Source organism: Sphingomonas sp. KC8 (genome assembly GCF_002151445.1).
GTDB lineage: Bacteria > Pseudomonadota > Alphaproteobacteria > Sphingomonadales > Sphingomonadaceae > Sphingomonas_E.
Map to the genome: position 1 here is coordinate 1,681,485 of NZ_CP016306.1, position 24,529 is coordinate 1,706,013.

The following is a 24,529-nucleotide window of genomic DNA, read 5'->3' on the forward strand; positions in this document are numbered from 1 at the left end:
GCCGCCCGCATGCACACTGATCGACGGGCAGGCATCCCTCCGAATAGTCGAACACAAATGGCGGTGAAGACGGTATCACGGCACGGCACCGCATCACCAACAGGGGGTGGCCGTGGCGACTATCGCGACCAGCTATTGCCCGCAGCGGCGAACAAAAGCCCGCCGCACCGTTCCTGGCCCGCGGGGCGGCCCGCAATGAACCGCGCGCCCCCGCCGCCCGACCAATATATGCCGGGCGAAGCGCGCCTTTATATCCCGCGTCTGCCCAACGCCATCACCGTGGCGGTGCTTGCGATTGTCGCGATCGGCATCTTTGCGCGGATCATGAACTATCCACTCCAGCATGATGAAGAAATCCACGTCGCGGCCGGACGAATGCTGTTCCAGGAACCGCTCTATACATCGCTGAATTATAACCACATGCCCAACCTGCCACTGCTTCTGGCCGGGCTGTATACATTGACCGGAACCGATCATCTGCTTCTGGCCGGCCGCATCCTGATCGTCGCCGGCTGGATCATGACGGCGGGCATGTTCGTGCTGATCGCCCGGCATTTTCGCCAGCCATTCCATCTGGCGGGGCTGGCCATCCTGCTATTGACGGGCAACACCCTGCTTGGGCCGGCGGGGATGATCGTCACCAACAATTTCCTGCCGGTTCCCTTTGCCCTGCTTGGATTTTATCTGTTCGCCGTCGCCACGGACGGCCCCGCGCCTAAGCCCATATTCGCGCTGCTGGCGGGGATAAGCCTGGCCTTCGCCATCGGCCTGAAGGTCAGCTACATCTTTCTCGCCCCGCCTTTCGCCATTGCGGCATTGCTGGTTCCTCACGGCCTTTCTGTCTGGCGCCGTGTGCGGCTTGTCGCATTGCCGCTGCTGGGCGGCGCGCTGATCGGCGGCCTACCGGCGATCCTGTTCCTGCTCGACAATCCCGACAGCTTTCTGGCGCATACGCTGCGTTACTTCACCATAGCGCATAAGGCCTATTGGCAGGCAATCGCCGAACCCAAGGTGATGGCGATCGCCGGCAAGGTGATGCTGGCGCAGGATGCATGGCTTGCGGGATCGATCGTGCTGTGCGCCTGTCTGGCGGGATTTTTCGCGCTGATGATCGTGGCGCGCGACGGGGCCAGGCAATTGCTGTGGTGGCCGGCCGCCCTGATGGTGGCGCTCATGGGCCTCGGCGCGGCCACGGCCTTCGTGCCGACCCCATCCTTTCCGCAATATTATGTGCCGCCCATACCGTTTCTGATCGTCCTGATGATGATATTGCACGCCCGTCTCGCGCCGTCGGATCGTGCGCCGGCCGCCCTTTTGCTGGTCGCCGTCGCGTTGCTCACTTTGGCCGCCGCCGCACCGCGGCTCATGCTCGATCTGCCAAGGCTCGCCAGCCCCGGAAAATGGACCGGGATGACCATACACCGCGAAGGCGAACGCGTGCGGCAGGCGCTGGCGGGCGCCGGCCTTAACGGCAGGGTCGCCACCCTTTCGCCCATCATCCCGCTGGAAGGCGGCCTGCCGATCTATCCGGAATTTGCCAGCGGCCCGTTCGTCTATCGCGTAGCCGATCTGATTCCGCGATCCGATCGGCGCTGGTATCGGATGGTTTCGGCCGGCGATCTGCCCGCCTTTCTGGCGGTGGCGCGGCCGGATGGAATCCTTGTTGGCGCGGAAGGGACGCTGGACACGGGTTTCCGGGATTATGCCGCGGCGCATCGCTATCGTCGGGTGGACATGGCCGATCCGGCCTTGGCCCTTTTCATTCGGCAGCAGCCGGCGGCGGCAGCAGCGCTTCCCACTGGACCATGATCCGGTCGAGCGCGAACCGCCCCGCATCGGCCCGCGCTGCGGCCCCCAATCGCGCGCGAAGCGCGTCATCGCGCATGAGGCAATCCAGCGCATCGGCGAGCGCCGCGACATCGCCATCGTCGATCAGCAGGCCATTTTCACCATGCGCGATCATTTCGGCCGGCCCGAACGCGCAATTGAACGCCACCACTGGCAAGCCCGACGCCATGGCTTCGCCCAGTGCATTGGGAAATCCTTCATAGCGGGATGGCAGCACGAATGCCGTGGCCTGATCCAGCCAGCTTGCGGTCGTCGCGCTCAGGCCGGGCAGCAAAATGACATCCTCCATGCCCAATGCCGCCACCCGGGCGCGCAACAGTGTCTCGTCCGGCCCCTTCCCCCAGATCATCAGGCGCCAATCGGGGTGGGCCGGGGCAAGACGGGCGAAGGCATCGATCAGGATGTCGAACCCCTTCTGGTGGGTCAGGCGCCCAACCGCGACAAGCATATTATGCCTGGCAAAAGAATCCGGTCGGCGCTGGACCATCACCGGGTTCGGAATCACGATGGCACGTTGGCGCAGCGCAACTGGCAGCGCCTGCACGCTGGCCTCTGTCTGCATGATGATCCGGTCGGCGCGACGGTAGAACAGCCATTGCAATGCCCGCCACAGCGGATGGGCGCCCTGCCGGGCGAAATTGTTGCGTTCCGAAACGATCACCGCCGTTCGCAGGCCCGTCGCGGCAATCAGGGTCAGCACATTGATCTTGGATAGAAAGGCGATCGCCATATCGGGCTTCACCCGACGCAGCGTCCGGCGCAGCGCCAGCAATCGGCGCACGGCAGCGCCAATGCCACCGATGCCGCGCGCAGGTGGCACGGCCAGGCGGATCAGCCGCACGCGCGTATCCAGCGCGTGATAAACCGGCGCATCGGCAGCGTCGAAGGCGATGATCGAAATATCATGCCCGCGCTTCACCAGTTCGCTTGCGAGCAGACTGACCACCCGTTCGGCACCGCCCGCCCCAAGGCCCGCCAGAACGAAGGCGATACGCATCGCCGCTGCTCCTCCGTCCGTTGCTGGTCCGCGTTGAGGCTAGTGGCTCGCCCTTGCCCTCTCCACCCCCTCCTTCGAGATCACCCTTCGGAGACATAGGATCCGATTTGGGGATGCCCCCCGCGCCGTTTACGTTTCTATAATCCCCAGTCTTACCCCACTTGGGTCAAGCGAGAATCTCCCTCCGATCCTGTATCGTCACACAATCACGCTGCGGACTAAGCGATAACCTGTCGCTTTCGGAGGGGCGGAACGATGCAGACAGTGCTTCTTGCAGGGGGGCTGGGATCGCGTCTATCGGAAGAAACCACGCGCATTCCCAAGCCCATGGTCGAAGTAGCCGGCCGGCCGATCATGCTTCATGTCATGGATATCTACAGCCATTGGGGCCAGCACGACTTCATTGTCGCATGCGGATATAAATGCATGTTGATGAAATCGTTCTTTCAGAACCTTCCCTTGATGGTCAACGATTTCACGGTCGCACTGGGCACCGGCCAGTTGCACCTCCGGCCCAATCGGGTGAGCGACTGGAACGTTTCGGTCGTCGATACGGGGGAAACCACGATGACCGGCGGGCGCCTGCTCCGCTTGCGGGAATGGCTGACCGACGGGCCATTCATGGTCACCTATTCGGACGGTGTCGGCAATGTCGATATCGATGCCCTGCTCGCCTTCCACCGGTCCCATGGCGGCCTCGCCACCGTCACCGCGGTGCAGCCGCCGGCGCGGTTCGGCAACCTCGAAATCGATCATGGCCGCGTCACCGAATTTACCGAAAAGGTGGTGAAGTATGAAACCTGGATCAACGGTGGATTCTTCGTCTTCGAACCGGGTGTGTTTGATTATCTGACCGGCGATGCGGAATCGCTAGAACAGGCCCCCCTCGCCCGCCTTGCGCGGGATGGCCAGCTTTTTGCGTATCAGCACAAGGGGTTCTGGCATCCGATGGATACGGTGCGCGATCGCGAACAACTCGAACGCCTGTGTCTCGACGGGACACCGCCCTGGCTTCGTTTCGGCGAGGAAACCGATGTCGCGCATCGCCCCGCCATCTACGCCTGAACGGCCGATCGACGAGGCCTTCGTCGCCGCCGCCTTGCGGGGGCGCCGTGTGCTCGTCACCGGCCACACCGGCTTCAAGGGCGGCTGGCTCAGCCTCTGGCTGCGCCGCCTGGGCGCTGATGTCGTTGGCATTGCGCTGCCGCCGCAGGGTTCGTCCTTTCACGTTTCCACCGGGCTTGATCAGCTGATCGATCACCGCATCGCCGATATTCGCGATGCGCGCGCGCTGGCGGATGCCGCGAACGGGATCGATGCCGAACTGGTTGTGCACATGGCGGCGCAGGCGATCGTCCGGCAATCCTACGCGGCCCCGGCCGAAACTTTCGCGACCAACGTAACCGGAACCGCCAATGTGCTGGACATGGCCCGCGCCATGCCATCGCTGCGCGCGGTGATCGTCGTCACCAGCGACAAGTGCTACGAAAATCATGAATGGCCCTGGCCATATCGCGAAACGGACATGCTGGGCGGCAGCGACCCTTACAGCGCATCAAAAGCGTGTACCGAGATCGTCGCCACCGCCTATCGACGGTCCTATTTCAACGATCGCGCGGGTCCGCAACTCGCCACCGTCCGTGCGGGGAACGTCATTGGTGGCGGGGATTGGGCGGAAGACCGGCTGATTCCCGATATCGTCCGCGCCGCGCTTTCCGGCCAGTCGGTGCAACTGCGCAACCCGCGCAGCATACGCCCATGGCAACATGTGCTTGAACCGCTGGCTGGTTATCTGACGCTGGCCGCCCACCTGCTTTCGTCGCGCGCGCCGGACTTTGCCGAAGCGTGGAACTTCGGCCCCGATCCCGCCCAGTCGATCGACGTCGAAACGCTGGCACGCGGCATCGTCGGCGCGACCCGCGAACTGGCGGCGCCGCTCGATATCGCGCCTCCAACGGCCGCGCCACCCGAAGCCCGGCTACTGCGGCTGGACAGCAGCAAGGCCGCCGCCCGCCTCGGCTGGAAAGCGCGGCTGCCCGCCGAAGACATGATCCGGATGACGACGGACTGGTATGCGGCCTTCGCGCGCGGTGATGTCGACATGCGCAGCACCAGCGAGGCGCAGATCGCAGCCTATGCGCAACCCGTCGTCACCCCGGCACAGCAGGATTTCAAGCGATGCGCGTGAATTATGGCCAGGCCGTCTATGGCGAGGAAGAAATTGCCGCGGTCGTCGCCGCGATGCGCAGTTCCACCCAGATGGGATCGCACGTCCGGGCGATGGAGGAAGGCGTAGCGGCGCTGTTCGACAAACGGCACGGCATCATGGTCAATTCCGGATCGTCGGCCAATTATCTCGCGATCGAAATTCTCGGCCTGCCTTCGGGCAGCGAAGTCATCACCCCGGCGCTGACCTTTGCGACAACCGTCGCGCCGATCATCCGCAACGGGCTGGTGCCAGCCTTCGTCGATGTGACCGAAGGCACCTACAATATTGACGTGGACGCGATCGAAGCGATGATCGGTCCGCAGACGCGGGCACTGATGATCCCGTCGCTGATCGGAAACCTCCCGGATTGGGATCGGATCCGCGCCATTGCCGACGCGCATCGGCTGATCGTGGTGGAAGACAGCGCCGATACGCTGGGCGCGACGCTGCACGGGCGCAGCACGGGCGCCCGTTCGGATATCAGCACCACCAGCTTCTATGGGTCCCATGTCATCACCGCGGCCGGCAATGGCGGCATGATATGCGTGAATGACGATGGTTTTGCCCGCGATGCCCGCCTCTTGCGATCGTGGGGGCGTTCATCGTCGCTGTTCGTCGATTCCGAAACCGCCGAAGCCCGCTTCAACGTCGAAGTGGACGGCATTCCCTATGATTCCAAATTCCTGTTCGAAGCGCTGGGCTACAATCTCGAACCGTCTGAAATCGGTGCCGCGTTCGGGCTGGTGCAACTGGACAAGCTGGCCTTCAACATCGCCGCGCGGGTTCGCAATTTTGCCCGGCAGCGGGCCTTCTTCGCCAATTATGAAGAATGGTTCATACTGCCTCGCGAACTGACCGGCGCCTATACCGGATGGCTCGCTTTCCCGCTCACCATCCGCGATACCGCGCCGTTCGACCGGCGTGCCCTGCAATCCTTCCTGGAAGCGCATGATATCCAGACGCGGCCTGTGTTCACCGGCAATATCCTGCGGCAGCCCGCCATGGCGGGGCTTTCGGTTCGTGCCGCCCCGGCGGGTTATCCCGTGGCGGATGCGGTGATGCGCGGCGGGATATTGCTCGCCACCCATCACGGGCTGGACGACGCGCAGATCGATCACATGCACGAAACATTCGACGCATTTTCGGCCGCTATGCGCGGCCAGGCCGCGGGGAAAATGGCGGTCGGCTAGGCAATACGAAGCTCTTGTTCATCGAAAGGGGTGCGCCATGGGTGAATCAATGCAGTGCAGAGCCTGTCTCGGCCCCAAGCCCTTTCAGTTCCTCCCGCTGGGCGATCACCCCCCCGCGAACATGTTCATCCGGGCCGACGAAGTGAAAAAGCCGCAGCCCGCTTTCTCGCTGAACACCGAAGTCTGCCTGGAATGCGGGCTGATCCAGGTGGCGGATCAGATTCCGTCCGATTTCTTCGACCATTATCTTTACGTGCCGTCGGGCGCCACAACCATGCACGGCCACTTCGCACGGCTGGCCGCGATCCTGAAAGAACAGGCCGGCGACGGCCTGATTGTCGATATCGGCTGCAATGACGGGCTGCTGCTATCCGCCTGCAACGAACTGGGTGGCCACACCCTGGGTGTCGATCCCGCCGCCAACATCGCCGAAATCGCACGGGCCAGGAATGTCGACGTGCATCTCGGCTATTTCGATCCGGATACGGCGGCAACGTTGCGCGAACGCCATGGGCCGGCCAGCGTGATCGTCACCACCAACACCTTCAACCATATCGGCGACCTGCACCGCTTCATGGCGGGCGTGGTCCATCTGCTCACCGATGATGGCGTGTTCGTGCTCGAACTGCCGTGGGCCAAGGAACTGCTCGACAGGAACGAATTTGACACCGTCTATCAGGAACATCTTTCGGAATTCAGCCTGCTTTCGCTGGTTAAGCTTGGTGAATATTTCGACATGACGGTCGTGGATGTCCACAAACTGCCGATACATGGCGGGTCGATGCGCGTGTTCCTGCGCAAAACCGCTTCGGCGGGCGCGGCCCGGCCGATCGTCGCGGAAATGCTGGCCGAAGAACTGGACGGCGGGATGCTGTCAAAGGCCACCTATGAACATTTTGCAGCCCGCGTCGCCAGCGTCCGCGAAAAGCTCCTCGCCATGCTGTTCGATCTCAAGGCGCAGGGGCTTAAAATCGCAGGCTATGGCGCACCGGCCAAGGGCAACACCTTGCTCAATTATTTCGGGATCGGCCCCGAAACACTGGATTTTCTGGTCGACCGCAACCCGCTGAAGCACAATCTCTATTCCCCCGGCATGAAGATACCGATCCACTCGACCGATATGATCGCGCGCGAGCGGCCCGATATCCTGCTGGTTCTGGCCTGGAACTTCTTCGACGAAATTCGCGAACAGCAGGAAGGCTTTCTCGCTTCTGGCGGCAGGTTCCTCGTTCCCTTGCCGGAACCAGCCCTGGTTGGCGCCGGATAGGGGCCATGCGCCACACGCTCATCACGGGAGCGGCCGGCTTCATCGGATCGCATCTGGCGCGACGGTGCCTTGATGATGGGGATGTGGTGGATGTGCTGTTGCGCCCGCACACCGAAACATGGCGGCTGCGTGATCTGTCGGGCCGGATCCGCATCCACAGGCTCGATCTGCGCGATCGGTCGGCACTCGCGCAATGTCTGGCGGCGGCGCGCCCGGATCGGCTGTTCCATCTTGCCTGGGACGTAAACCACCGGGCAACCCCGATATCCGGCACAGCGCGCGATCATTCGCTGCAGGACGTGTTCAACCTGCTGGCGCTGCTGGAAGCATCGGCGGAAAGCCGCCATCGCCCCGGCATCATCGTCCGTGCCGGATCGATCGCGGAATATGGGGCTGCGGCGCCCCCCTGTCACGAACATCAGCACGAACGGCCACAATCCCCTTATGCCGCAGCACTCGTGGCCGCGACCCGACAGTCGGAAATGCTTGCCCCGCTCCTGCCTTTCCGCCTTGTCACGGGCCGGCTCGCTTTGATTCACGGACGCGATCAGTCCGAAGCATTTCTTATTCCATCGCTGCTCCGCCATTGCATTGATAGCCGGCCGATCCACCTGCGCCGCCCCGATGATCGCCGTGATCTGGTGCACGTTTCCGACGCGGTCGAAGCGCTTTGCCGCCTGAGCGAGCAATCGGCGGCCGGCCCCGCAATCGTCAACATTGCCAGCGGACAGGCGCCCACCGTCGCCGACGTCGCGGCGCTGGCCGTGGCCGTCACCGGCGCCGATCCCGCCCTCATCAGCCGTGGCGATGCGGGTGAGCCGACCAGCGTCTGCGCCTCAGGCGCGCTGGCTCAATCCACGATCGGCTGGGCGCCCCGCATCGGATTGCGCGAAGGCATGGCCGATACCGTCGCCGCGATGCGAAACCACCGGCTGGAGGCCGTTGCATCATGACCGCCGCCGCCATGCGCCCGACGCGGGTATCCGTGCTGGTGCCCGCCTTCAACGAAGAGGCCAATGTCCAGCGCGCCTACGACGCGATCGTCGCCACCTTCGCGACGCTCCCCGGATACGCGTATGAAATCATCTTCACCGACAACCATTCCACCGATCGCACCTATGCCATCTTGCGGGACATCGCGGCCCGCGATCCTGCGGTTCGCGTGATCCGCCTGTCCCGCAATTACGGCTATCAGCGTTCACTGCTGGTTGGTTACAAAGCGGCCACCGGCGATTGTTCGGTGCAGATCGATTGCGACCTGCAGGATCCGCCCGAATTGATTCCGGAAATGCTCAGGCTTTGGCGGCAGGGCCATCAGGTGGTCTATGGCGTCCGCCGTTCGCTTCAGGAAGGCCGGATCGTGGCCGCCGCCCGGCGAATATTCTACCGCCTTCTATCCGCGTTGAGCGATGATGACCTGCCGGTAGATGCCGGTGAATTTCGCCTGGTGGACGGGTGCATCCTGCGCGAACTGCGCCAGGTGGAGGATCGATCCCCCTATCTTCGCGGGTTGATCAGTTCGATGGGATTTTCGCAGGTCGGTTTCGAATATGATCGGCAGGCAAGGGTCGCGGGGCAGAGCAAATTCCCGTTGCGGCCGATGATCGGCCTGGCGGTGAATGGCATATTGAACCATTCGCTGCTGCCCTTGCGGCTGGCATCGGCGGTCGGCCTGCTGGTGGGCAGCGTCACCTTCCTTCTTCTGTTCGTCTATCTGATCGCCAGCCTGATCTTCGGCGCGGACTGGCCGGCGGGCTTTGCCACCACCACATTGCTGCTGCTGATGTCGATCACCCTCAACGCCCTGTTTCTCGGCATTCTCGGTGAATATCTTGGCCGGGTGTTCATGCACGCCAAGCAGCGGCCATCGCCGCTGGTGGAAATATCGCTCAACGATCCGCCGGGCGAAACCCGGCCAGTCGGCAGGCCGCGACGGATCGACGCAGCCGCCTGAAAAAGCACCGCCCGTCCGGCCCAAAGACCGGACGGACGACACTGTACCGTTATTATTCGCCGAAACGATAGCGAAGCTGGAGACCCCAGGTCCGCGGTTCGTTGTACAGGGCGGACGTGGTGCCCAGAACCGAATAGATCGGAACGCCACCGATCTTGTACAGTTCCTTGGTCACGTTGTTGACGAACAGGCCGAGCGTGACATCACGATCGCCGAAGTTCTTCCAGTCGAGACGAAGGTCGAGCTGGTTGTAGCCATTCTCGACGCCCAACGGATCCGGGAACACGGACAGCTGGTAGCTGCTCGAATAGCTCCAGTTCGCGCTGGCCGTAACTTCACCCCAATGTTCCGACAGCGGAATGGTATAATTTCCACCGATGTTCAGACGATGTTTCGCCTGGAACGGGAACGGACGACCCGTGATGGGCGCATTGTTGTTATTAGGATCGAAAAACTTCGTATATTTCGCATCGGTGTAAGCATAGGATGCGCTGATATTGAAATTTTCGAACGGAACCAATGTAATATCGGTTTCAAGTCCCTTGATTTTCGCATTCGCCGCATTGGAGATCACGTTGATCAGCGCGGTCGCGTTTGTGACCGGATTCGTTTCGGAGAAGGACAGGCTGACCTGCGCATCCTTCAACTTCGACATGTAAGCCGCGAAATTGGCGCGACCTTCCATGCCGCCGAGTGTGAAATCGGTTTTCAAACCGGCTTCGAAATCGGTGACGGTTTCCGGATCATATTGGAAACCGCTGTTGCCCGCCTGCGGGTTCAGGCCGCCTGCGCGATAGCCCCGACGATGGGTGACATACAGCAAGGTCTGCGGCGTGATCTGATAATCAAGCCCGATATTGTAGGACGATGCGTTGAACGCCACCTTCTGGAAGTTCGGGCAACCAAAAAGCAGGCTGCAAACGCCCGCACGCACGTTGGAGGCAGTCAGCGACCGGAAGTCATGCGTGTAGCGATACCCTGCGGTGATGCTGAACCCTTCGGTCACCATGTCCGAAAGATCATAAGTCGCCTGGCCGAACACCGCCTGGCTCCGCTCCACCGGATCAGACGTATTCACCGAAGGCACGCCAACCGATACTTGCGTCACGGTCTGCGGCTTAGGGGATTTGCCCCACAGGAAGAAGCCACCAACGGTAAAGTCCAGCTTGCCGTCGAGCGCCTTGCCCTGCAGCTGAATTTCATCGGTGATCTGGCGGATATTCGCTGACCAGCCATTCGGCGTGATCTGATCAAGCAACGGGAATACCGTGCCGTCGAAATCATACCGGCTCAGTTGCTTGTAGCGGCGATAACCGAAGATGTTCTTGAGCGTCAGATCATCGGACAGGTTAAACGTCGTGACATTGGTGACGCCCCAGCTGCGCGCGCGCGACAGGCCATCTACCGCCGACTGGGAAATCCGCGGGCCAAGGTTATTCTGGTTGGCCAGCTGGTTCGGCAGGAGCGGATCCGGGAACAGCGAGAAACGGCCGGCAGCCGTAGCCAACTGCACGGCAAGGGCATAGTTCGTCCCGAGAAGCGTCGGCGATGGGCCACCTCCGCCCAGCGCCAGCGGAAGGCCGGTGCCTGCCACGTTGGCCTGGAATATCTTGTTCGTGTCGATGCCCAGAATCTGCTGCGACGAACCATTGGTGTCCGACTTCAGATAATCGAACATCGTGTAGTTTTCGAAGCTGTCCGATGGCGTGAACAGCACCGAGACACGACCGGCGACATAATTGCGGTCGTCCAGTTCTTCGCCGGTCACGATGTTCTTGGTGAAACCATCGCGCTTGGCGCGCTTGCCGGCGATGCGGACTGACAGGATGTCGGTGATCGGCAGGTTCAGCGCGCCTTCGATCTGGCGATCGTGGAACTGGCCAAGCTGCAGGGTGACATAGCCACCCAGATCCTGCGTCGGACGGGCGGGTTCATAGAGCATCGCGCCGCCGGTGGAGTTGCGGCCGAACAGCGTGCCCTGCGGGCCTTTCAGCACCTGCACGTTCGAAAGGTCGAAGAAACGGCCCGGGCCGTTATCGCCGGTCTGCAACGGCACCTGTGCGAAATAGGCCGTGACGCGCGGATTCTGGCCCTGCGCCGACGCGCCCGAGCTGGACTGGCCACGGATCGACACCGTCACTTCGTCGCGCGCCTGCTGATAGGTGGTCAGCGAGGGGACGACCTTCTGCAGGTCGTTCGCGTCCTGAACGTTGCGTTCGGACAGCGTTTCACCACTGAACGCCTGCACCGAAATCGGCACCGACTGGAGCGATTCTTCCTTGCGGCGGGCGGTGACGACAATGTCTTCCAGGCCGCTGGTCGATGCGGATGCGGTTTCCTGCGCCAGTGCCGGGGCGGCAAAGCTGAAACCGGCGCCCGCCAATGTCGCGGCGATCAGCAGCAACGACGAACCCGACGATAGCGAGCGCATCTTGGTAGATTCCGGGCAACCATTCCCAAAATTCATAGCATTCCCTCCCAGTAAAGTGATTATTCTGAATTTTTCAATTCATTTCAGTAAATGGGTAATTCCATTCACTAATCACAAAATAAATATAATCATTTGAAATTCAAAAATTAAAATCATGCAGAATTGTATAATATATACAATCTACATTATGGAATTAATCATGGAAGATCGGGGCCGAAACGGATCGCGTCGGCCAAACAGGCTGCGGCACGGCGCCATTTGCACCGCACGGCCGTTGGCCATTTCTGTTTCAAACCCTGCGTGCCCCATTGAGCATCCTCCCAAGCCCCTCTGTTTTTCATAAAATTGGACGGTCGTCCAGATATGAAGCAGAATCCAATTTCTGGATGCAAAATTGCCACACCTCACGACAGGTTCGGAGCTTAATCATTTAATTACAAAATGTTATTCCGTCCTTCGCCGCTCAATCCGATCGGATTGACATATCCCGGTTTCGTCGGCCTCCCTTGCAGTGCTAAGGCATGACGCAGTCATCGAAGGGGCCATGATGAAGCACAGGCTGGCATTTTCCCTCGCAACGCTGGCATGCCTGACAATGGCAGCCACCAGCGCGGCCGCCGCCGACAAGACGGTAGGCGTATGGCGTAACCCCAAGAACAGCGTCCATGTCCGCTCGCACCCGTGTGGCGCCAGCATGTGCGGCACGGTCGTCTGGGCGAATGACAAGGCCAAGGCGGATGCCGCGCGCGGCGGCACCGACAATCTCGTCGGCCTCCAGCTGTTCCGCAGCTTTACCCGTGACAGGCATGGGAACTGGCGCGGCAAGGTGTTCGTGCCTGATATCAACAAGACCTTTTCAGGCACGATCACCGTGATCGACGCCAACACCATAACCGGCAGCGGCTGCCTGATCGGCCGGGTTGGCTGCAAATCGCAAACCTGGACGCGGATTGAATAGGAATGCCCGCCATGTTCTCGAAACTGGTCTGCCCGGCCTTGCTGTGCCTTCTCGCCAGCCCCGCCATCGCCCAGACGGCAGCACCTGCCCCAACTGTTCCGGCGGCCACGGCGGAATCCCCGCGTCCGGCCACGGTGCGCGTAAGCCTGCAGACAAGCGAAGGGCCGATCACGCTCGAACTGGAAACCGAACGTGCGCCGGTCACCAGCGCCAATTTCCTGCGCTATGTCGATCAGAAGCGGTTCGACGGCATCACATTCTATCGCGCAACCAAGGTTGCCCCCGGCTACGGCCTGATCCAGGGAGGAGCGCGCAACGATCCCCGGCGCGCGCTGCCGCCGATTGCGCACGAACCGACAAGCCAGACGGGGCTGTCGCACGTCGACGGCGCGATCTCGATGGCGCGCAACGCGCCCGGCAGCGCATCCGGCGATTTTTTCATCACGATCGGCGCGATGCCATCGATGGATGCCGATCCGAAACAACCGGGTGACAATCTGGGATTCGCGGTCTTTGGCCGGGTTGTCGAAGGGATGGACGTCGTCCACCGCATCCTTGAAGCGCCAATATCCCCCACCGAAGGCGAAGGTGTGATGCGCGGGCAGATGCTGGCCACCCCTATACGCATCGTCACCGCGCGCCGCGCGGATTGACCAGTCTTCGCGCCGGACGGCATTATCCGGCGAAAAGGCAGTCGCGGCAATCGCCACTCCCGCGCGGCCATCAACACCTGTATGCACGCAGGGAACGATCATATCTGTCGAGGGGAATGCACGGCACATGGCGGAAATCATCGATCAAGCGCATGATGCCGCCACGCGCCGTGAACGGCTGATCGACTCCCTGTACGACAGCTTCACCGTCTATCCGATGTGGCAATCCTTCCTGGCGACTGCGCGCGACATTTTCGAATGCGACCATGCCGTGCTTGCCGTCGATGCCTGGCACGCGGGCAGCGGCGCCCCGGCGATCTTCTTCGAACGTGACGAAGACGCCGACACCATCGCCACGCTCCACCGTGCAGGATGCTTTGCCGGCAGCATACTGGACCAGCCGGTCGAACAGGATCGGCCCGCTGCCGGCATCCGCGCGATGCTTTCGATTTCGATCCTCCCCAGCGATGGCAAGAAGGTGCACCTGATCCTGTGGCGATCGGCGTCGGCGCAGCCGTTTGACGAAGCCGCGCGGCGCCTGCTGGGCGAATTTGTCCCCGCACTCAAACGCGGCATCCGGCTGTTCTATCAGTTCGTTCATCTGACGCGGCAGCACATCATTGCCGAAAGCGCGCTGGAAACCAGCGATATCGGCGCGATGCTGGTCGATGCCGACGGCCATGTCATGCACACCAATTCGATCGCGGATGAAATTCTGGCGCAGGACAACGGCCTGCGGCTGACGCACGGCAAGCTCAAGGCCGCCACCCCCGCCGATACCACCGCCTTGATGGACCTGATCCGGGAAAAGGCCGCCGAACAGCAGGCCGAAACCGATTGGCGCCTTTATGCCCCGCTGGCTTTGCCGCGTGCGGACAATGCCCTGCCGCTAACGGTGATCGTGCGGCCGGGGCCAGCCTTCCACCCCCTCAAAAATCCGCTCCAGCGAACCGCGATCCTGATCCTGCGCGATCCCCAACGGCGCCCCATCGTGCCCGCCCGCAGCCTGATCGGCTTCTTCGGGTTAAGCCCGGCGGAAGCCCTGCTCGCCAGTGAAATCGCGCGCGGTGCCAGCATCGAAGAAGCCGCGCAGCGCATCGGCATCAGCCGCAACACCGCCCGTTCCCAGTTGCAGTCCACTTTCATGAAGACCGGCACCAACCGGCAAGGCGAACTGGTGCGCATGCTGCTCAGCACGGCGGCCGCGCCGTCGCGCTGAATGCGCGACAAAACATATCGTCTCGTGCCTTCATCCATTTGCATCAAGACCTTGGCCTAATTCTCTCCCAGCGCATCGGGTGCGGCGCCGAACAAGACGCGGAACCGGGCGAACTGCTTCGTCCGGATTCCGGCTGTGGCGGCGCCGGAACACCGATGGGAGGACTGGATGAGGATAAGTTTCTGTAATTACGCGTCTGTGAGTGCCATTGCGTTGTGCTCGGCGATGCCCGCGCAGGCACAGGAAGCCCGTGCACCGGCCCATGCAGCAGCGGCCGCCGCTGATGAAAGCGGCCTTGGCGATATCGTGGTCACTGCGCGCCGCCGCGAAGAATCGCTTCAGGAAGTGCCGGTCGCAATCAGCGCGATCTCTGCGGCCGCGCTTGAGGAAAAGGGCGTCCGCTCGGTCGAAGATCTGCGCCAGGCCGTCCCCGGCCTGAACATTTCCGGCCAGCGCCGCGATGAAGCCGGTTTCTACCTGCGCGGCCAAGGCCCCGGCATCTTCAACGTGGGTCAGCGCAATTTCTCCAGCGTCGCCACCTATTTCGCCGAAGTGCCGATCGAAGTCGCAGGGCCGGGCACGTTCTTCGATCTCAGCAGCGTACAGGTGCTGAAAGGCCCGCAAGGCACGTTGTTCGGGCGCAACACCACGGGCGGCGCGGTCCTGTTCGAACCGCAACGGCCGACATTCGATATCGAAGGCTATGCCAAGGTCAGCATCGGCAACTATGCCGCCCGCGAGGTCGAAGCCGTTCTCAACATCCCGATGATCGCCGATGTGCTCAGCATCCGCCTTGCCGGCAATGTCGCCGAACGCGACGGCTACACCCAGAGCATCATCACCGGGCAGAAGCTCGATGCCCGTGATTACCGCGCCTATCGTGTCTCGGTGCTGTTCACCCCGTTTGCGGGGCTGGAAAACCTGACGATCGTCGACGGCCGCGACAAGGATCAGGACGGGACGTCCGCCATTCTGCGCCAGTACAACCCGGCCAGTCCGCTGGCGGCGACATTCGCGCCGCTGATGGCGCAGCAGAACGCGATCGGCATCCGCAAGACGCTGATTCCCGAACTGATTTTCGAACGCCAGCGCACCGTCGGCGTGACCAACAAGACATCGTGGGAGATTTCGAACGACATCACCCTGAAGAACATCGTCTCGTTCCGTCGCAGCCGCGGCAATCGCGGTAGCGATTATGATGGAACGCCGGTGGAAACCTTCCAGATCGAAAACGCCCCCATTGGCCGGAAATGGCAATATGGGCAGGAACAGTTCACCGAAGAATTTCAGATCCAGGGCAAAATCCCGGCTGCGGGGCTGGATTACATCGTCGGCTATTATCACGAACTGTCCAAACCGGGCTTCCCGCAGGAAATCCGCCAGCGCGTCTTTGGCGGGGTCACGGTGCGCAACCTCGATTCCCACGACCAGAGCGATGCCGTCTTCGCCCATGCCGAACTGGCAATCGCCGATCAACTCCAGTTGAGCGGCGGTTTCCGTTACACATGGGACAAGCGCCGCGCGAGCATCAGCGTCTTCAACGCGGCCGGCGCCTGCACCCAGGTCACCTGCCCGTTCGATGCCCGCGCCAATTTCAAGGCGCCCACCTATGACGCGACCTTGCAGTATAAGGTGACGGACGACGCGCTGGTCTACGCCGCCTATCGGCACGGCTATAAGAGCGGCGGCGTCAACCTGCCCTCGCCCGTGGCCGCGCTGACCAAGTTCAACCCGGAATATGTCGATGAAATCGAAATCGGACTGAAGGCGGACTGGAATATCGGCATCCCGCTGCGGACCAATATTTCGGCGTTCCTGGACAAGTATAAGGACATCCAGATCACGTCGCCGGCGGCGATCCCCGGTGTCGGCATCATCTCGCTCGTCCAGAACAGCGCGAAGGCCACCAACAAGGGCGTGGAGTTCGAAGGCACGATCGTTCCGGTAGAACATCTTTCGATCAGCGGCTTCCTGTCCTATCTCGACGCGCACAGCGACGTCACCGTTCCCGGCACGGCCGCCGTCAAGGGCCGCCAGACGGCGTTTCAGCCGAAATGGAAATATGGCGTGAGCGGTCGGTTCGACGTGCCGATGGACGACGCGATCGGCCGGCTGGCCGTCAGCGCCGATTATAGCTGGCAGAGCCGGACCAACACGAACGAGACGAACCCGACGCTGATCACCACCTATCCCAGCTACGGCTTGTTGAACGCCCGGATCGAACTGACCGATATCGCGGGCAAGGGCGTGGATTTCGCGCTGTTCGGATCGAACCTGACCCAGAAGACCTATATCCTCGGCGGTTTCCCGCTCGGCGGGGCGCTGGGTTATGAATCCTCAATCTATGGCGAACCGCGGATGTATGGCGCATCCCTCAAGGTCCGCTTCGGCAACTGAGGCTGTTGCATCGTGCCGGCGGGTGGCAACCGCCATCCGCCGGCACGATGGCTTTACAGGCGGGCCATGCCCGGACGGCCGATCGCCAGCGCCGCAAGAAAGGCGATCGGCGCAAGAATGGCAAAGGCGGCAAACGCCTGATCATAGCTGCCGGTGCGGTCGAAGCTGTCGCCCACGAACCGCAGCGAACCGAGGATGATCGGCATCTGGAACTGCACCGTCAGCCCCATCACCATCCCGAACGACGCGATGCCGAAACGGCTGGAAATCAACGCCGCCCACACGGGATAAGTGCCACCGACTGCGGCGCCCGCGGCCAGGCAGCCGGCAACCAGTGCCGGGTAAACCGGGTGCATCATCAGAATGACGAGGAACAGTTCGAGCAAAAGCGCGACCCCCGCCAGCAGCCAGCGTTTATCGATGCTATCCGCCAGCATGCCGATCACCAGCTTGCCGGCGATCGACGATGCCGACACGCACAACACCAGCGCGGTCGCCTGCGCCAGTGAAAAGCCCCGATCGGTTCCATAAGCGACAAGCGATGACAACAGCGCCTGGCTGACCCCCATCAGCACGCCCACCGACAGCACCAGCAACCAGAAATCGCGCGTGCCGATCAACTGGCGGGCAGTCCAGCGGCCCACCGCCGCCATCGCCGGTGTTTCCGCCGATCCCACGACGGGAACGGTCCGTTCGCGGATCACGAACAGCCCGATCAACGTGGCGACCATGGCGACCGCGAAACCGGTGATCGCCACGGCCCCGCGCCAGCCGAACTGTTCGATCAGCGCCGCCATCGCCGGCACGACGAGCAACCCGCCCGTCGACGACGAGATGGCGACGATCCCCAGCGCCCGGCCACGCCGCTCGTCGAACCAGCGCGCCACCAGCGTAGATGCAGTCAACGGCCCCAGCGCCGTCGTCCCCACCGCCAGCGGCAGGAAGATGGCCGCCGCCAGCACCCACAAATTGCTCGTCATCGCAACGATCGCCGCACCGATGCCGAACAACGCCCCGCCGCCGATCACCGTCCACCGCGCGGGAAAACGATCGAGCATCTGGCCCACCAGCGGCGAAACCAGCGCCATGCCGACGATGATCAGCATCAGGCCAAGATTGGCGTTCCCCCGCGACATCCCGAATTCGGCGATCACCGGCTTCACGAACAGGCCATAGCCGAAACTCGTGGCGCCAATCGCCATCATCTGCGCGATGAAGACGGCGGCCAGGATCACCCATTTATAGCGACCATCGATCGCCGGGGATGCGGTGCTCACAGCCCCACCGGCGCCATGCCGGAGATGTCGACCTCGATCAGCGATGGCCCGTCGATCGCGATCGACCGGCGCAGGGCCGCTTCGAAACCCTCGACCGTGTCGACCCGTTCGGCCGGCATCCCCATCGCCTTGCCCAGCCCGACGAAATCGGGGGTGTGGAGGTCGCACGCAAATGGCGTCAGCCCCTGCATCCCCTGCAACAGCTTGAGCACGCCATAACCCTGATTGTTGAACACCAGCAGCGTCATCGGCGCCCTGGCTTCGACCGCGGTGGCCAGTTCGCCGATGTTGAGCATCACCCCGCCATCGCCATGCACCGCGATGGTGCGCCGGCCACTGCCGATCGCGGCCCCGATTGCCAGTGGCAAGGCCGGCCCGATCGCCAGGCTGGTGCTGTAGGTGTAACCCCGGAAATCGCGCACCGGCAGGCGGAAGCTTGCCCAGGTATTGCCCACCATCGTGGCATCGCTGACAACGATCCGGTCGGTTGGCAGCACCGCATCCAGCGCATCGCACAACCGCACATGATCGGGGCCGATCCGCTTGGCCGATTCCGCCTTGATCGCATCCACGATGTCGCGCGCAGCCGCGCCATATTCGGGATCGACGCGCGGTGCCGACGCAGCCCGGCGCAAGGCTTCCAGCGACACCCCGGCATCGCCGACGATCGCGGTTGTCACCGGATAGTTCCGCCCGATCAGCGACGCATCGATGTCGATCTGGATCAGCGGGCAATCGATCGGCATCGTCCAGAATCCCGTCGCCACCGCCTGGAACCGCGTGCCCACCGCGATCACCAGATCGGCATCCTCGAACAGCGGCCGCGCCTGCGGATAATGGGTGGAACTGCCGACGACGAGGGGATGATCGCTCGGGATCGCGCTGCGGCCATTGACTGTCGTCACCACTGGCGCACCGATATGATCGACAAAGGCCCGCACCGCGTCCTCAGCCCCACTGCGCACGCAACCGCCGCCCAGCCAGATCAGCGGCCGGCGCGCCTTCGCGATCAATGCCGCTGCGGCCTCGATCGCCGCCGCCTTCGGCGTATCGACCGCAATGGCCGGCGCGGTCAGGTGGACAACCGGGGTTGGCTCCTTCAGCAGGTCGGTCGGGATTTCGATCGCGCCCGGCTGCGGCCGGCCCGACAGGATATCCCCCGCAAGCCGCAGGATGGCCGGGGCGATATCCTGCGCATGCAGCGGCCGTTCGGTCCGCCGCGTAACACTTTGCAGCATCGCGAGCTGGCCCGGCGCGTCGTGGATATAGCCCCGGCACTGATCGAGATAAGGCCGGTCGACCTGCGTGGTGATCAGCATCACCGGCGACGAAGCATAGCCCGCTTCGTACAGCCCGGTGACGGCGTTGCTGGTGCCCGGCCCGGTGCTGACGATCGCCACGCCCAGCTTGCCCGTCGCGCGGGCATAGCCGTCTGCGGCGTGCACCGCGCCTGCCTCGTTCCGCGCGCCCACGGTGCGGATCTGGTTCGACCGCGAAAGCGCCTCGTACAGCGCCAGATTATGCTGGCTGGGTATGCCGAACACACACTCCACACCCAGCGCCTCAAGCGCCGCCCGCGCGGCTTCGCCGCCGGTGATTGTTTCAGTCATACCATACCCCTGATTTTATATAGAAAATGGCGTTTGCCGCAGCCATCAGGCCGCGATTGCCTGCGCTTCCAGCGTGTCGCCGTCGCCGCTTTCGTCGGTGATCCATTTCACCATGCGGCGCAGCGGTTCGATGCCATCCTGCGGGCCGGGTGCCTGCAGCAAGGTCGCCGCCCCGCCCAGGGACACCAGCCGCTGCGCGCCCTGAAATGCCAGCCGGTCGCGCAATTCCTGCTTCAAGGCGTCGGGGTAGATGCCGATCGTCTGGGTATAGCTGTTGACCGAACGCACCGCCGTTTCCAGATCGTCGACCGGCACGATATTGGCCACCCGGCACGCCAGCATCCGCGCGAAATCCACCGGCTGGGCCGATCGCGACACGATCACCGCACCTTCGTTGCTGCGCCCGCCGAACACGCGATATTCATCGTCGACGAACGCCAGCGCCGCCAGTTCGGCCTTCAATTCCGGGTCGAACGCCTTGTGCGGCGTGCTCAGATATTCGGGCAGGCCCTGCAACGCTTCGAACGTCAGCGCCGCCAGCCGATCGGCACGGGCGATGCCGTCTGCATCGGTGCCGGATTCGACGTGGATCACGCGGGCGTTGACGCAGCCTTCCTGGTTCATCGCGCCGATATCCACCGCCAGCCGGCGGGCAACCGCACGCAACGTGGTTTCATCAGCAAAGGCTTGCCGGCCGATCAACGATCCCGAATGCTTGGGATCAAGCGTGATGAGGTCCAGCCCCGGCTGGATATATCGGGTGACATGCTTGATCCCGGCAAATCCACCCCACGCGACGATCTTTTCGATCCGGCGGGGATCGTACAGCGCCGCTTCGATCCGCTCGTCCCCGCCCTTCCAATAAGCGACCGAAACATGCCGCGTGATCGGATGGTCGGGCGCCATTTCGATCATCGTGCGCACCACCGCCGCGGTCGTCAGCGGATCGTTCGACGGCGTCTTGATGATCGCGTCGGACCGGGTGATCGCGTTGCGGATCACCGTCGTCACGCCCACCACCGGCACATTGCCGGCAATGATATGGACGGCGCGGGCGCCCAGCGCGCGGATCCGCACGCTTGTGCCGGCCTGCGCCGATGGCGGCTGTTCCACCCAGCCTTCCAGATAATCCACGCCGATCGTGCGTTCGGCGATCGCCCGCACGGAATCGGGCGTGAAATAATGCGGGATCATCCCGAAATGATAACGCAGGATCGAATCCGACAGCCCCGACGTCAGCCGCGACAATTCATACGCTTCCTGCAACCACGCATTGCGGGCGGGATCGAGCCGCTGGCCCAGTCGATCGAGGAAATCGACGATCTCCGTGAACGACATGCCATACAGATCGGCCATCGCCGAGGGCAACGCCAGCGGCAGGCGATCGATATGCCGCGACACATCCGGCGTGGTGAAGCTGGCGCCGCCGCGACGGCCGCCAAATTCGATCGGATCGCTTTCGATGATGTCGCCGCGCAGCAGCAGGGGAACCGAATAGGCCATTGTCAGGCTGTCCTTTCCAGAAGGAAGTCGATCGCGCGGTCATGCGCCTCGGGCGCGCCGGCACAGTTGATCTTGTCGTCGCCATTCTTGATGTCGCTGAAACGCGCGATATCCGGCTCGATATGCGGCCCGCCCCGTCCGCAGGCGCAGGGCGCATCGAACCCGCCCATCGTCACCTGATCGCCGGTGACGATGCCGCCCCAATAGCTGTCGGGCAGCAGGTCCATCAGCGCCAGCCGGCCGGTCTGGCGGCCTTCGCGCGGCAGCGGTTCGCCGGTTTCGGGGTCGAGCACAAACGGCACCACGACCGGCGGGAAGTGGTAATTGCCCGCTTCGCACCGCGGCGCATTGGCCATCAGTTCGCTCATCCCGAAAAATTCGAGGTGCCGGTCGAAGCCCAAAAATTCGAAGATCGTCTCGCGATAATTATCGGGCAGCACCCGCCCCTTCGATCCGCCACCCGACGTAAGCACCGAATTGGGGCCGAACACCCCCTTGATCCCGCGCCGCAGCCCTTCTTCGGCCCATTCGAACAGGATCGGCCACACCGCGAACAGGAACACGTCCTGCCCGGCAAAGCGGTCCTTCGCGTCTTCGAAGAACCGATCCATGTCCGCCGCCCGATTGGCTTCACGCGCGGCGAATTCGGCACGCCTGGCGATCAGCCCCGCCGGGAGCGTCAGTTCACCCGCCTCGCCGCGCGCCTCGGCCGCGCGCAGCCGCCCGGCCAGCGACGCGACATCCGCGCTGAAATAGGCATCCGGGTACAAAAACAGCGCGGTGCCGCCGCCATACAGGTCGGCCATCAGGTTCATGCCGCGCGCGATCGCGCTCGCGCCATGGCGATAGGATGGCGCGATCAGCGGCATATGATCGACCAGCAGGTCCGGCCCCGATCCCGCGCCATGCAGATCGCGGATGCAATTGGCGTTGATCGTCGTCGCGATGCGCAGATGATCGCGGGTGCGCGGGATCATCGAAAGCTTGCCCGACGTGCCGAAGGTGTGGATCGGCGCCAGCGTGCTGCCGCGCTCCAGCGCCGCGATCCAGTCGTCGATCGTCTCGACATCCGTCAGGTCGACACCGGAAAGATCTTCGGACGTCAGCGACGCCAGCCACTTCGTCAGCCGATCAAACCGGCCCTGCTCCAGAAACGACAAGGGATAGGATTTGTACACGGTGTGCGGGAACAGCAGCGGGACGATATCGTCGATCGCGCCGATCTCCTCGATACCATTGTCCTCCGCCAGCCGGGCCAGTGCCGGAATGCGGCTTTTCAGCGCGTCGAAACGCAGCCGGATGGCCGCCAGCTGGGCTTCCTCCCGCTCCGCATCGGACAGTGCAAAGCCGGCATCATAAGGCACATTCACAAATGCTTGCGGATCACGGCCGATCAGCCCGACGAGTTCCGTCATCTCCATATCCTCATCCTCGGTCATCTTATGCTTCTTGCGTTCAGCGTGCAGCGTGCTTCACGCATCCACCCGCGCCATTGCCATGTCGAAATCCGCAAAATCGGGCGCATCCATCGCCTCGGCGAAACGGTCGTAGCTCCATGGCCAGGTCATCGGCACGCCATTGGCGTCGAGATACCAGCTTGAACAGCCGGACGCGAAGATCGTGCCCTTGGCGGCCGTGATCCGCGCCTCTTCATACCGGTCCATCGCCGCGTCGGACACGCAGATTTCCGAACATTCTCCGCTGGCGATCCGGTCGATCAACTGGCTGATGAAACCCCATTGCCGTTCGGCGACATCGATCAGCGAAAAATTGCCAACCGGCGCGGTCGGCCCGTTCAGGAAGAACAGGTTGGGGAAATCGGGCAGCGAAATCGCCATATAGGCCGTCGGATGGGTCGCCCATATGGTATCGAGCGAACGACCGTTGCGCCCTTCCACCACGGCCGGGCGGATGAACCGGTCGCTGCGGAACCCGGTCGCGTAGATCAGCACGTCGAGTTCATGGAGCACACCATCGCGGGTGCGCACGCCCTGCGGCTCGATCCGTTCGATCGCGTCGGTGACGATATCGACGTCATGCGCCTGCACCTTGGCATAATAATCGGGCGAATAGATCAGCCGCTTGCACGCCGCGCGATAGGTGGGGCGCAGCTTTTCGCGCAGGATCGGATCATGGACATCGCGTTCCAGATGTTCGCGGACGATCGTCTCGATGATCGCGATCTCTTCGGAATCGGCCTTGATGATGCCGGCGCTGAACCGGCGGACATTCGCCTGATATTCTTCGTTATAGCGGATCGCATCGATCAGCGCGGGATCGCGGCGGAAGGCGGCGCGCTCTTCATCGCTGTACGGCATGTTGGGAACCGGCATGATCCACTGCGGCGATCGCTGGAAATGCTGCAACTTGCTGGCGCGCGCGCCCAGCGCCGATACCAGTTGCACCCCCGTCGATCCGCTGCCGATGATGCCAATGCGGCGGCCATCCAGTGCGATGCTGTCGTCCCAGCGTGCGCTGTGCGCGGCGTCACCGGCGAAGCTGTCGATCCCGTCGATATCAGGCATGCGGATATGGTGGAGCACGCCGGTTGCGGCGATGACGACATCGGCATCCAGCCGCAGGCCGGCGCGCGTCCCGATCCGCCACGCACCATTTTCGAACACCAGACTGTCGACTTCCTGGCCGTAGCGGATGATCGCATGCAGATCATGGTCCGCCGCCACCCGTTCGAAATAATCCTGGATTTCCGGGCCGGGGGCCAGGTGGGCGCTCCATTCGGCGTTCGGCGCGAACGAATAGGTGTAAGCGTGCGATGGCACGTCGCAGGTCAGCCCCGGATAGCGATTTTCGCGCCATGTGCCGCCAACCGCATCGGCCTTTTCCAGCACGGTGACATGGCGATAACCCGCATCGCGCAGGCGAATCGCGGCAAGCATGCCCGCCATCCCTGCGCCGATCACCACATGCCGCAGATCGAGATTGGTTTGCACGGCCGCCTACTCCCATTGGTCCAACTTTATTGGAAATGAGAATGGACGTCCGTACCGATGGGGGC

At 62.8% G+C, this 24,529-nt stretch carries 18 protein-coding genes; 11 read left to right on the plus strand and 7 right to left on the minus strand.

The window, feature by feature from the left end:
* Positions 1-195: 195 nt before the first annotated feature.
* Positions 196-1,809 (plus strand): hypothetical protein, encoded by a 1,614-nt coding sequence (locus tag KC8_RS07965; RefSeq protein ID WP_050805476.1) that lies wholly within the window; start codon positions 196-198, stop codon positions 1,807-1,809.
* On the opposite strand, the gene KC8_RS07970 is transcribed toward KC8_RS07965, so the two are convergent.
* The gene (locus KC8_RS07970; protein WP_050805477.1) at positions 1,760-2,845 is read right to left on the minus strand and encodes a glycosyltransferase family 4 protein; all 1,086 of its coding nucleotides are present in this window, start codon (positions 2,843-2,845) and stop codon (positions 1,760-1,762) included. The genes KC8_RS07965 and KC8_RS07970 overlap by 50 nt on opposite strands.
* A 255-nt stretch (positions 2,846-3,100) precedes the next feature.
* Between KC8_RS07970 and rfbF the strand changes: the two genes are divergently transcribed.
* Genes rfbF through KC8_RS08000 form a run of 6 tightly spaced genes read left to right on the plus strand, consistent with a single transcriptional unit; the run spans position 3,101 to position 9,465 of the window.
* Positions 3,101-3,910, plus strand: coding sequence for a glucose-1-phosphate cytidylyltransferase (gene rfbF / locus KC8_RS07975; protein ID WP_029624857.1), 810 nt, complete (start codon positions 3,101-3,103; stop codon positions 3,908-3,910).
* Positions 3,879-5,033 carry a CDP-glucose 4,6-dehydratase gene (rfbG, locus tag KC8_RS07980; RefSeq protein ID WP_010127808.1) on the plus strand — a complete coding sequence of 385 codons (1,155 nt, stop codon included), beginning with the start codon at positions 3,879-3,881 and terminating at the stop codon, positions 5,031-5,033. Before rfbF ends, rfbG begins: the two co-directional genes overlap by 32 nt.
* On the plus strand, positions 5,024-6,244 hold the full coding sequence (locus tag KC8_RS07985) for a DegT/DnrJ/EryC1/StrS family aminotransferase (RefSeq protein WP_010127809.1): 1,221 nt from the start codon (positions 5,024-5,026) through the stop codon (positions 6,242-6,244). The genes rfbG and KC8_RS07985 overlap by 10 nt, the downstream gene beginning before the upstream one ends.
* 37 nt (positions 6,245-6,281) lie before the next feature.
* Positions 6,282-7,511, plus strand: coding sequence for a class I SAM-dependent methyltransferase (locus KC8_RS07990; protein WP_029624858.1), 1,230 nt, complete (start codon positions 6,282-6,284; stop codon positions 7,509-7,511).
* A 5-nt stretch (positions 7,512-7,516) separates the two neighbouring features.
* Positions 7,517-8,464, plus strand: a complete 948-nt coding sequence (locus KC8_RS07995) for an NAD-dependent epimerase/dehydratase family protein (protein WP_010127811.1) — start codon at positions 7,517-7,519, stop codon at positions 8,462-8,464.
* On the plus strand, positions 8,461-9,465 hold the full coding sequence (locus KC8_RS08000) for a glycosyltransferase family 2 protein (protein ID WP_010127813.1): 1,005 nt from the start codon (positions 8,461-8,463) through the stop codon (positions 9,463-9,465). The genes KC8_RS07995 and KC8_RS08000 overlap by 4 nt, the downstream gene beginning before the upstream one ends.
* A 52-nt stretch (positions 9,466-9,517) precedes the next feature.
* On the opposite strand, the gene KC8_RS08005 is transcribed toward KC8_RS08000, so the two are convergent.
* The gene (locus tag KC8_RS08005) at positions 9,518-11,932 is read right to left on the minus strand and encodes a TonB-dependent receptor (protein ID WP_037497220.1); all 2,415 of its coding nucleotides are present in this window, start codon (positions 11,930-11,932) and stop codon (positions 9,518-9,520) included.
* Positions 11,933-12,440: 508 nt separating this feature from the next.
* Here KC8_RS08005 and KC8_RS08010 point away from each other — a divergent pair.
* The 4 genes from KC8_RS08010 to KC8_RS08025 all read left to right on the plus strand — a co-directional run bounded on the left by KC8_RS08010 (position 12,441) and on the right by KC8_RS08025 (position 17,123).
* Positions 12,441-12,854, plus strand: a complete 414-nt coding sequence (locus tag KC8_RS08010) for a DUF2147 domain-containing protein (protein WP_010127815.1) — start codon at positions 12,441-12,443, stop codon at positions 12,852-12,854.
* Between the two features lie 11 nt (positions 12,855-12,865).
* Positions 12,866-13,507, plus strand: a complete 642-nt coding sequence (locus KC8_RS08015) for a peptidylprolyl isomerase (protein WP_010127816.1) — start codon at positions 12,866-12,868, stop codon at positions 13,505-13,507.
* 127 nt (positions 13,508-13,634) lie between these two features.
* Positions 13,635-14,726, plus strand: a complete 1,092-nt coding sequence (locus tag KC8_RS08020) for a helix-turn-helix transcriptional regulator (protein ID WP_010127817.1) — start codon at positions 13,635-13,637, stop codon at positions 14,724-14,726.
* A 225-nt stretch (positions 14,727-14,951) separates the two neighbouring features.
* On the plus strand, positions 14,952-17,123 hold the full coding sequence (locus KC8_RS08025; protein ID WP_010127818.1) for a TonB-dependent receptor: 2,172 nt from the start codon (positions 14,952-14,954) through the stop codon (positions 17,121-17,123).
* Between the two features lie 53 nt (positions 17,124-17,176).
* Here KC8_RS08025 and KC8_RS08030 read toward each other — a convergent pair whose 3' ends face one another.
* Genes KC8_RS08030 through KC8_RS08050 form a run of 5 tightly spaced genes read right to left on the minus strand, consistent with a single transcriptional unit; the run spans position 17,177 to position 24,464 of the window.
* Positions 17,177-18,400: an MFS transporter gene (locus KC8_RS08030; protein WP_010127819.1), complete on the minus strand. Its 1,224-nt coding sequence runs from the start codon at positions 18,398-18,400 to the stop codon at positions 17,177-17,179.
* A complete protein-coding gene (locus KC8_RS08035) occupies positions 18,397-20,010 on the minus strand; it encodes a thiamine pyrophosphate-binding protein (protein WP_010127820.1) in 1,614 nt (537 codons plus the stop codon). Before KC8_RS08035 ends, KC8_RS08030 begins: the two co-directional genes overlap by 4 nt.
* Before the next feature lie 45 nt (positions 20,011-20,055).
* A complete protein-coding gene (locus KC8_RS08040) occupies positions 20,056-21,513 on the minus strand; it encodes an acyl-CoA reductase (protein WP_010127822.1) in 1,458 nt (485 codons plus the stop codon).
* Positions 21,514-21,515: 2 nt separating this feature from the next.
* Positions 21,516-22,952 (minus strand): hypothetical protein, encoded by a 1,437-nt coding sequence (locus KC8_RS08045; RefSeq protein ID WP_010127823.1) that lies wholly within the window; start codon positions 22,950-22,952, stop codon positions 21,516-21,518.
* A gap of 33 nt (positions 22,953-22,985) precedes the next feature.
* Positions 22,986-24,464: a flavin-containing monooxygenase gene (locus KC8_RS08050; protein WP_010127824.1), complete on the minus strand. Its 1,479-nt coding sequence runs from the start codon at positions 24,462-24,464 to the stop codon at positions 22,986-22,988.
* Positions 24,465-24,529 lie beyond the last annotated feature (65 nt).

Bases quoted from the DNA above. Each gene is read 5' to 3' on its own strand.
- KC8_RS07965 (WP_050805476.1), top strand. From the start codon at position 196: ATGAACCGCGCGCCCCCGCCGCCCGACCAATATATGCCGGGCGAAGCG.
- KC8_RS07970 (WP_050805477.1), bottom strand. From the start codon at position 2,845: ATGCGTATCGCCTTCGTTCTGGCGGGCCTTGGGGCGGGCGGTGCCGAA.
- rfbF (WP_029624857.1), top strand. From the start codon at position 3,101: ATGCAGACAGTGCTTCTTGCAGGGGGGCTGGGATCGCGTCTATCGGAA.
- rfbG (WP_010127808.1), top strand. From the start codon at position 3,879: ATGTCGCGCATCGCCCCGCCATCTACGCCTGAACGGCCGATCGACGAG.
- KC8_RS07985 (WP_010127809.1), top strand. From the start codon at position 5,024: ATGCGCGTGAATTATGGCCAGGCCGTCTATGGCGAGGAAGAAATTGCC.
- KC8_RS07990 (WP_029624858.1), top strand. From the start codon at position 6,282: ATGGGTGAATCAATGCAGTGCAGAGCCTGTCTCGGCCCCAAGCCCTTT.
- KC8_RS07995 (WP_010127811.1), top strand. From the start codon at position 7,517: ATGCGCCACACGCTCATCACGGGAGCGGCCGGCTTCATCGGATCGCAT.
- KC8_RS08000 (WP_010127813.1), top strand. From the start codon at position 8,461: ATGACCGCCGCCGCCATGCGCCCGACGCGGGTATCCGTGCTGGTGCCC.
- KC8_RS08005 (WP_037497220.1), bottom strand. From the start codon at position 11,932: ATGAATTTTGGGAATGGTTGCCCGGAATCTACCAAGATGCGCTCGCTA.
- KC8_RS08010 (WP_010127815.1), top strand. From the start codon at position 12,441: ATGATGAAGCACAGGCTGGCATTTTCCCTCGCAACGCTGGCATGCCTG.
- KC8_RS08015 (WP_010127816.1), top strand. From the start codon at position 12,866: ATGTTCTCGAAACTGGTCTGCCCGGCCTTGCTGTGCCTTCTCGCCAGC.
- KC8_RS08020 (WP_010127817.1), top strand. From the start codon at position 13,635: ATGGCGGAAATCATCGATCAAGCGCATGATGCCGCCACGCGCCGTGAA.
- KC8_RS08025 (WP_010127818.1), top strand. From the start codon at position 14,952: ATGCCCGCGCAGGCACAGGAAGCCCGTGCACCGGCCCATGCAGCAGCG.
- KC8_RS08035 (WP_010127820.1), bottom strand. From the start codon at position 20,010: ATGACTGAAACAATCACCGGCGGCGAAGCCGCGCGGGCGGCGCTTGAG.
- KC8_RS08040 (WP_010127822.1), bottom strand. From the start codon at position 21,513: ATGGCCTATTCGGTTCCCCTGCTGCTGCGCGGCGACATCATCGAAAGC.
- KC8_RS08045 (WP_010127823.1), bottom strand. From the start codon at position 22,952: ATGACCGAGGATGAGGATATGGAGATGACGGAACTCGTCGGGCTGATC.